The organism is Streptomyces sp. NPDC052114 (genome assembly GCF_040680155.1).
In the GTDB taxonomy this organism is placed as follows: Bacteria; Actinomycetota; Actinomycetes; order Streptomycetales; family Streptomycetaceae; genus Streptomyces.
In genome coordinates this window covers 406482-412481 of sequence record NZ_JBFAWC010000007.1, presented here as the reverse complement: position 1 = coordinate 412481, position 6000 = coordinate 406482, and the positions used below count along the sequence as shown (strand labels likewise).

Below are 6000 nucleotides of genomic sequence, written 5' to 3'. Positions count from 1 at the left end.
TTTTGGCACGCTGTTGAGTTCTCAAGGAACGGACGCTTCCTTTGTACTCACCCTCTCGGGCTTTCCTCCGGGCGCTTCCCTTCGGTGTTTCTTTTGTTCTTGCGTTTCCGACTCTATCAGACTCTTTCGTGTCCGATTTCCTCGGTGCCTCCCGGTTCCCGCTCCGGCCTTTCGGCTTTCGCGTTTCCCTTTCCGGCGGTTCCGACTCTATCAGATCCTTTCGGGCCTGACTCCCAGTCAGCGGGGTTTGTCTTCGCGGCTGTTGGGCCGTTCCGACGTCTCAAACTCTAGCGGTTCTTCCCCGCAACTCATAATCGAGTCCTGGAATTGAATTCGGGCACGCCAAATTCGTTCCGTTGGGAGGTTGTGCAGAGTTTGGTTTGCCGCTTCGAGCGGCGGGAGGTGCTGTCGCAGAACCGTTACGGCCCCGTGGCAACCCGAAGAACCTTACGGATCCGCCGGGTGACTGTCAACCCCCCGCTGTGCGGTCCTCAGTCGAGGTCGCTGAGACGGCCGCCGGCGTCCGGCTGGGCGTGCTCCACGCGGCGCAGCAGGCGCGTCAGCACCTCGCCGAGGACGCCGCGCTCCTCGGAGGACAGGTCCTGGAGGAGGTCCTCCTCGAAGACGGTCGCGAGGCGCATCGCCTCCAGCCACTTCTCGCGGCCCTCCGCGGTCAGCTCCACGATCACGCGGACGCGGTTGGTCTCGTCGCGGTCGCGGGTGACCAGACCCTCCCCGACCATGCGGTCGATGCGGTGGGTCATGGCGGCGGGGGTGAGGCCGAGGCGCTTGGCCAGCTCGCCGGGGCCCATTTGGTACGGGGCACCGGACAGGACGAGGGCCTTGAGGACCTCCCACTCGGCGTTGCTGATGCCGAGGGTCGCCGTCTGTCGGCCGTAGGCGACGTTCATGCGGCGGTTCAGGCGGCCGAGGGCCGAGACGATCTCCTCGACCTGGGGGTCGAGGTCCTGGAACTCCCGTTGGTACGCGGCGATCTGCTCTTCAAGTGTCGGCTCAGTCGGGCCGGGGGTGTCACCCATGGGCCGAGTATGGCACGGGCCCGCTTGGCATCGAAGTCCTTCAGTGTGTATTGTTTAGATCCTAACTTTAGCTTCGAAGTCTTCACGTCTAACTCCTAAGGCAGGTGAAAGTGACCAGGGCGATGGGCGCAGCGATGCGTCGTATTCAGGCAGGCAGCGCGCTGAGCGCGTTCGGCATCGGGTTCACGGTCCCGTTCCTCTACGTCTATGTGGCGCAGGTGCGGGATCTGGGCTCTACAGCGGCCGGCATCGTGCTGGCCGCCTTCGCCATGGCCGCGCTGATCGTCCTGCCCATCACCGGCCGCGTCATCGACCGACGCGGCCCCCTGCCGGTGCTCGTGGGGGCGGCGGTCGTCGCCTCCGTGGGCGCGATCGCGCTCGGGTTCGCGAGCAGCGAGCCGACGGCGATCCTCTCGGCGGCCCTGCTGGGCGCGGGTACGGCGGTCATGCAGCCCGCGCTCGCGACGATGATCGTCTGGTGCTCGACGCCGGCCGGTCGTACGCGCTCCTTCGCGATGCAGTTCTTCCTGCAGAACCTCGGTCTCGGCATCGGTGGTCTCATCGGCGGCCAGATCGTCGACGAGAGCCGTCCGGCCAGCTTCACGCTGCTGTTCTCCATCGAGTCCGTGATGTTCCTGGTGCTCGCGGCCATCGCGGTGACCGTGCGCCTGCCGCACGCGCCGTCCATCCAGGACGCGATGCCCAAGGACGCCTCGGCCCCGCAGGGCGGCATGCGTGCGCTGCTGCGGCACAAGGCGATGCTCCAGCTGTGCGTGCTGGGCTTCGTGATCTTCTTCGCCTGCTACGGCCAGTTCGAGTCGGGGCTCTCCGCGTACGGCGTGGAGGCCGCGGGCATCTCGCCCTCGACGCTCGGCATCGCGCTCGCCGCCAACACGGCGATGATCGTGATCGCGCAGTTCGCCGTCCTGAAGTTCGTCGAGCGCCGCAAGCGGTCCAGGGTGATCGCCGCCGTGGGTCTGATCTGGGCGTTCGCGTGGATCCTCGCGGGGTACGCGGGGCTCGGGCACGGCAGCCAGGCGATGGCCACCGCCGCGTTCATCTCGACGTACGCCCTCTTCGGGCTCGGCGAGGCGATGCTGTCGCCGACCGTCGCGCCGCTGGTCGCGGACCTGGCGCCGAGCGGCATGGTCGGTCAGTACAACTCGGCCTTCGCCCTGGTGAAGCAGCTGGCCCTCGCGGTCGGTCCGGCCGTGGGCGGCCCCATGGGTGCCGCGCTGCACGCGCCGTACATCGTGACGTTCATTCTGTTCTCGCTGGGCATCACGCTGCTCGCGGTGCGCCTGGGGCGCCGGCTCACGCCGGTGCAGAACCAGCCGTCCCTGGCCAAGAGCCCGGTGATCGCGCAGGGCGGTCCGGCCGCGGCCGAGCCCGCGTCGGCGACCGCGTAGACCCCATAGCCCCGTCCCCCGAGAGCAGGAGCCCCCCGTGAGGGGGGCTCCTACTCTTTTTGTACGGGTCCTGGGGGGCCTATTTGGGGAGCGCGAACTCGCACCAGACGGCCTTGCCGCCGCCCGGTGTGCGCCGCGAGCCCCAGTTCGACGCGATCGTGGCGACGATCGCGATGCCGCGGCCGGCCTCGTCGGCCGGCTCGGCCCGACGGCGGCGCGGCAGGTGGTCGTCGCCGTCGGTGACCTCGATGATCAGGCGGCGGTCCGTGCGGCGCAGGCGCAGCCGCATCGGCGGGGTGCCGTGCTGGAGGGAGTTGGCGACCAGCTCGCTGGCGGCGAGGACGCCCAGGTCGTGCAGTTCCGGGGAGAAGCGCCAGCTGGCGAGGACGCCCGTGGCGAAGGCACGCGCGCGTGGCGCCGCTTCCACGCCGCCGAGGAGCTCCAGGGCGGCGTTCCTGAACAGCTCGGCGTCCTGGCCGGTGCGGGCCGGGTGCTGGAGGACGAGGACGGCGACGTCGTCGTCGTGGTCGGCGGTCACTCCCAGGGCGCGGATCAGCCGGTCGCACACCACCTGGGGTGTGCCGGTGGCGCCGGACAGGGCGCGCTCCAGGGCGGCGACGCCCTCGTCGATGTCCTCGCTGCGCCGCTCGACCAGGCCGTCGGTGTAGAGGACGGCGGTGGAGCCGGGGCCGAGCGGCACCGCCCCGGAGGTGTGCAGCCAGCCGCCGGTGCCGAGCGGGGGTCCTGTGGGCTCTTCCGCGCGGTGGATCGTGCCGTTCTCGTCGCGTACGAGGATGGGCAGGTGCCCGGCGGACGCGTAGACGAGGCTTCCTTCGTTCGGGTCGTGCACCGCGTAGACACAGGTGGCGATCTGGCTGGCGTCGATCTCGGCGGCCAGGCCGTCCAGGAGCTGGAGGACCTCGTGCGGGGGCAGGTCGAGGCGGGCGTAGGCGCGCACGGCCGTGCGGAGCTGGCCCATGACGGCCGCCGCGCGCACGCCGCGGCCCATGACGTCGCCGATGACGAGGGCGGTGCGGCCGCCGCCGAGGGTGATCACGTCGTACCAGTCGCCGCCGACCGCGGCCTCGGTGCCGCCCGGCTGGTAGGTGGCGGCGATGCGCAGGTCGTCGGGCTGCTCCAACTCCTGCGGGAGCAGGGAGCGTTGGAGGGTGACGGCGGTCTCGCGCTGGGTGCGCTCGCTGGCGCGCAGGCGCTCGGCGGCCTCGGCGTGGTCGGTGACGTCGGCGGCGAAGACCAGGACGCCGCCGCCTTCCTCGGGGCCCGCGGCGGAGCCGCCGAGCGGCAGCGTCACAGGCGTGCACGTGACGCTGTAGGAGCGGCCGGAGGGCGCCTTGCGGGACTTGACGGTGCGCGGCTTCGAGCTGCGCAGGACCTGGTCGAGGAGCGGCAGCAGGCCCAGTTCCGTCAGCTCGGGCAGCGCCTCGCGCGCGGGCTCGCCGACGGGGCGGGGGCCGAAGGCGGCGACGTACGCGTCGTTGACGTACGCGATGCGGTGGTCGGCGCCGTGCACGAGGGCGACGAGGGCCGGGATGCGGTCGAGCACCTCGCGGACGGGCAGCTCGTCGATGCCGCCGGGGCCTTCGGGCGGGCCGGTGTCCGCGCCGTCGGTGGGATGCTCGGCGCGGGCCGCGGGGACGGAGCCGTCCCCGCGCGGTGCCGCGGGGACCGCCTGTTCGGTCCGCGCTGCCGCGCGGCGCTGCGTTCCGGGGAGCCGGGCGCTCCAGCGCGTGAAGTTCACTGCGGTAGGCCTCGTGGTGTCGCTTCTGGATCGGGAACACAGCATGTCGAGAGCGGACGTCCCTGGTGTCGGCCTGACGGCCTGCCCATGGTCACACGAACAGTCTGACCGACCGGACTGACATCCGTCAGACGCCGGTCCTGTTCGGGTAGTTCCTGACTCCGGTCAGGGGGACTCCTTCGGGCGCTCGCCACCGGCCGCGAGTTCGAACTCCGCACGGGGGTGCTCGAGCGATCCCAGGGAGACGATCTCGCGTTTGAACAGGCCGGACAGGGTCCATTCGGCGAGCACACGGGACTTGCGGTTGACGGTCGGCACTCTGCTCAAGTGGTAGACGCGGTGCATGAACCAGGCAGGGTAGCCCTTCAGCTTGCGTCCGTAGACGTGCGCGACACCTTTGTGCAGTCCAAGGGACGCCACGGAGCCGACATATTTGTGCCGGTACTCCTGGAGCGGCTTGCCCCGCAGGGACGCGGTGATGTTGTCGCCGAGGACCTTGGCCTGGCGGACGGCGTGCTGGGCGTTGGGGGCGCATTCGGTGCCGGGCGCGTCGGCGGTGACGTCGGGGACGGCGGCGGCGTCTCCCGCGCCCCACGCGTGCGGGGCGCCGTCGACGGTCAGTTCGGCGGTGCACTTGAGGCGGCCGCGCTCGTTCAGGGGCAGCCCGGAGGCGGCCAGCACGGGGTGCGGCTTGACGCCGGCGGTCCACACGACGGTCCGGTTGGGGAAGCGCGCGCCGTCGCTCAGTACGGCGACACGGTCCTCGCACGAGTCAAGGCGGGTCTCCAGGCGTACATCGATATTGCGCCGTCGCAGCTCGCGCACGGTGTACTTGCCCATCTCCTCGCCGACTTCGGGCAGGATCCGGCCCGACGCCTCGACGAGGATCCACTTCATGTCCTCGGCCTTGACGTTGTGGTAGTAGCGGGAGGCATAGCGCGCCATGTCCTCCAGCTCGCCGAGCGCCTCGACGCCCGCGTAGCCGCCGCCCACGAAGACGAAGGTCAGGGCCGCGTCACGGATCGCGGGGTCGCGGGTCGAGGAGGCGATGTCCATCTGCTCGATGACGTGGTTGCGCAGGCCGATGGCCTCTTCGACGGTCTTGAAGCCGATGGCGTACTCGGCGAGGCCGGGCACGGGCAGGGTGCGCGAGATGGAGCCGGGGGCGAGGACGATCTCGTCGTACCTGATGTCGACGGCGCCGGTGCCCTCCTCCGCGGTGGCGAGAGTGGTGAAGGTCGCGGTGCGCTTGGCGTGGTCGAGCGAGGTGACCTCGCCGACGACGACGCGGCATTTGTCCAGGACACGGCGGAGCGGGACGACGACGTGACGCGGCGAGATGGAGCCGGCCGCCGCCTCGGGCAGGAACGGCTGATAGGTCATGTACGGGTCGGGGGTGATCACGACGATCTCGGCCGTCCCCCGCTTGAGCTCCGGCTTCAGCTTCCGCTGAAGACGCAGCGCGGTGTACATGCCGACGTAGCCGCCGCCTACGACGAGAATGCGCACAGGTTCCTTCACCATCCCATGACGCACCCGGCTCGGGAGTTTGTCCACAGGCCCGGCAACTTGTGTGACCGGACGCGGTGCCTCCCCCACGCCCGGAGGCTCACCGTCCGGTGTGAAAGGAGTGCAGGTCAGCACGTGTGAGGGGGGTACGGGGGTGGGGTGCAATAAGGCCTGAAAAGGTGCGTACTCCGATCGGGGGGCTCGCCGTGCGGAACCCACCTCTTCTGAATTGACCCCAGCTCAACTATGTTCGTGTGACGTCGGGGTGTCGGGGGATGCGCTC

4 protein-coding genes are annotated in these 6000 nt (G+C 70.1%); 1 reads left to right on the top strand and 3 read right to left on the bottom strand.

Annotated elements, in window-relative coordinates; translation table 11 throughout:
- Positions 1–491: 491 nt before the first annotated feature.
- On the bottom strand, positions 492–1040 hold the full coding sequence (locus tag AB0L89_RS18650; RefSeq protein ID WP_365141999.1) for a MarR family transcriptional regulator: 549 nt from the start codon (positions 1038–1040) through the stop codon (positions 492–494).
- Between the two features lie 122 nt (positions 1041–1162).
- On the opposite strand from AB0L89_RS18650, the gene AB0L89_RS18645 reads away from it, so the two are divergent.
- Entirely contained in the window at positions 1163–2449 is a 1287-nt protein-coding gene (locus tag AB0L89_RS18645) for an MFS transporter (protein ID WP_365141997.1), read from the top strand.
- A 79-nt stretch (positions 2450–2528) separates the two neighbouring features.
- Here the strand turns inward: AB0L89_RS18645 and AB0L89_RS18640 are convergent, their stop codons facing one another.
- Positions 2529–4208, bottom strand: a complete 1680-nt coding sequence (locus tag AB0L89_RS18640; RefSeq protein ID WP_365141995.1) for a SpoIIE family protein phosphatase — start codon at positions 4206–4208, stop codon at positions 2529–2531.
- Positions 4209–4373: 165 nt separating this feature from the next.
- A complete protein-coding gene (locus AB0L89_RS18635; protein WP_365141993.1) occupies positions 4374–5732 on the bottom strand; it encodes an NAD(P)/FAD-dependent oxidoreductase in 1359 nt (452 codons plus the stop codon).
- Positions 5733–6000 lie beyond the last annotated feature (268 nt).

Coding starts and splice junctions, on each gene's coding strand:
- AB0L89_RS18650 (WP_365141999.1), bottom strand. CDS start 1,040: ATGGGTGACACCCCCGGCCCGACTGAGCCGACACTTGAAGAGCAGATC.
- AB0L89_RS18645 (WP_365141997.1), top strand. CDS start 1,163: ATGGGCGCAGCGATGCGTCGTATTCAGGCAGGCAGCGCGCTGAGCGCG.
- AB0L89_RS18635 (WP_365141993.1), bottom strand. CDS start 5,732: ATGGTGAAGGAACCTGTGCGCATTCTCGTCGTAGGCGGCGGCTACGTC.